This window comes from Burkholderia sp. Ac-20384, assembly GCF_017104605.1.
Taxonomy (GTDB): domain Bacteria; phylum Pseudomonadota; class Gammaproteobacteria; order Burkholderiales; family Burkholderiaceae; genus Burkholderia; species Burkholderia lata.
The window spans coordinates 1-2019 of the sequence record NZ_JAAGPE010000603.1 but is presented as its reverse complement, the minus strand read 5'-3'; the positions used below and the strand labels follow the sequence as shown (position 1 = coordinate 2019).

Here is a 2019-nt window from a genome sequence, read left to right as displayed (position 1 = left end):
GCGAGCGGCAGGTACAGCTCGGGGGCGTTCGACGCGGCGGCGGAGCCCGCCTCCGGGCCGGCCCGTTGGCCACCGCTGCCTGAACCGGGGAGCGTGCCGGAACCGAAACCGGAAGCCGCGCCACTTTCCGCAGACTGCCAATCCCGCGCGACCCCACACGCCATCGCGAATGCGCCGCGCATCGGCCGCAGTGCGCCCGTCAGCGACAGTTCGCCCGCGAATTCGCGGCCGGCCAGCGCGTCGGCCGGGATCTGGCCGTTCGCGGCGAGGATGCCGAGCGCGATCGGCAGGTCGAACCGCCCCGACTCCTTCGGCAGGTCGGCCGGCGCGAGGTTGACGGTGATGCGGCGCACGGGGAATTCGAAGCCGCAGTTCTGCAGCGCGGCGCGGACGCGCTCGCGGCTTTCGCGGACTTCGAGATCGGGCAGGCCGACGATCGAGAACGACGGCAGCCCGTTGGCGAGATGGACTTCGACGGTGACGTCCGGCGCACGGCCGGAGGCGGGCGCGCGACTGCGCACCACGGCGAGCGACATGGCGAGGCTCCTGTAAACAAGACGGACGACGGCCGTTCGGGGCCGCATGCCGCGGGAATCGGAGGAATCGGTGCGCGCTTGCCGGCGTGGCGCGGGGAAAGAACGAGGAACAGCGGAACGACGGACAGCGAAGAGCGAGGGACAGCGAAGAGCGAGGGACAGCGAAGAGCGAGGGACAGCGAAGAGCGAGGGACAGCGAAGAGCGAGGGACAGCGAAGAGCGACGGACAACGAAGAGCGAAGGACAGCGAAGAGCGGGGAGACTGCGAAGAGCGATGAACAGCGAAGAGCGGGGGGGCTGCGGAGAACGGCGGACGACGAACAGCGGGGACGACTTCAGTACTTCAGTGCTTCGGGGGTGGCGGGCGCGAGCCGCACGAGGCGGCCCGCGCCCGGACCTTGCGGCCGGGTGGGGCGTCAGGCTTGCGGCGCGGCGAGCTTCTGCTCGAGTTCCGCGACGCGTTTCTCGAGTTCCTCGAGGCGCACGCGGGTGCGGGCGAGCACCTGCGCCTGCGTGTCGAATTCCTCGCGCGTGACGAGATCGAGCTTCGAGAAGCCTTGCGACAGCATGGCCTTCACGTTGCGCTCGACGTCCTTGGCCGGCGAGTTTTTCAGCAGGTCGCTGACGCGCGACTGCAGATCGTTGAAAACGTCGCTGGGTTGCTTCATGTGATTCCCCTTCCTTGCACAAAAAATGTGCATCTTCAGTTGCGTACGTGCCCATGATGCACACATGACCGGAAATGGTGCGCCCTGGGCGCGAATTCCGGGCATGGCGCCCGCATGGGTGAATGGCCCGGGGATCCGGGACGTGCGTGCACTCTAGCAACGATCCTTTCGCCGCGCCAGCAAACCGGGCCACGTTGGCCATTCGGCCGGGCTTCCGCACCTTACATCACGGGATGCGACCCCTTGATGAAGCCTTTTGAAACGGTGCGCGAACTGAGTTGGCATGCGAGTTGCTGAGAAGAGTCCGTTACAACATTCCAACCAATTCGACGGGACAACCCAGCGAGAGGACTTCATGAAACTCATTACCGCAATCATCAAGCCGTTCAAGCTCGATGAGACGCGCGAGGCGCTGTCGGCGCTTGGCGTCTCGGGCATCACGGTGACGGAGGTGAAAGGGTTCGGACGCCAGAAGGGGCACACCGAGCTGTATCGCGGCGCCGAATACGTGGTCGATTTCCTGCCGAAGATGAAGATCGAGGCAGCCGTGTCCGACGATCTCGTCGACCAGGCGGTCGAGGCGATCGAGCGGGCCGCGCGCACCGGCAAGATCGGCGACGGCAAGATCTTCGTCACGGCGATCGAACAGGTAATCCGGATTCGCACCGGGGAGACCGGCGCTGACGCGCTGTAACAGAACAGACAAGACAAGCGACAAGAGGAAACCCAAGATGCGCAAACTTCTGATGTCCCTGCTGATGGCCGGCTCGCTGATCGCGGCCGGCGTCGGCTCCGCGCTCGCCGACGACGCGGCA

At 66.1% G+C, this 2019-nt stretch carries 3 protein-coding genes; 1 reads left to right on the top strand and 2 read right to left on the bottom strand.

Annotated elements, in window-relative coordinates; all coding sequences use genetic code 11:
• Both G3O00_RS42155 and G3O00_RS42150 read right to left on the bottom strand, forming a co-directional pair.
• Positions 1-536, bottom strand: a 536-nt coding sequence (locus G3O00_RS42155) for a magnesium chelatase domain-containing protein (protein ID WP_277399391.1), incomplete at its 3' end; no start/stop codon positions are given.
• A 416-nt stretch (positions 537-952) separates the two neighbouring features.
• Positions 953-1204 carry an accessory factor UbiK family protein gene (locus G3O00_RS42150; protein ID WP_006489451.1) on the bottom strand — a complete coding sequence of 84 codons (252 nt, stop codon included), beginning with the start codon at positions 1202-1204 and terminating at the stop codon, positions 953-955.
• 355 nt (positions 1205-1559) lie between these two features.
• Between G3O00_RS42150 and G3O00_RS42145 the strand changes: the two genes are divergently transcribed.
• Positions 1560-1898, top strand: coding sequence for a P-II family nitrogen regulator (locus G3O00_RS42145; RefSeq protein WP_027789049.1), 339 nt, complete (start codon positions 1560-1562; stop codon positions 1896-1898).
• Positions 1899-2019 lie beyond the last annotated feature (121 nt).

Coding starts and splice junctions, on each gene's coding strand:
- G3O00_RS42150 (WP_006489451.1), bottom strand. CDS start 1,204: ATGAAGCAACCCAGCGACGTTTTCAACGATCTGCAGTCGCGCGTCAGC.
- G3O00_RS42145 (WP_027789049.1), top strand. CDS start 1,560: ATGAAACTCATTACCGCAATCATCAAGCCGTTCAAGCTCGATGAGACG.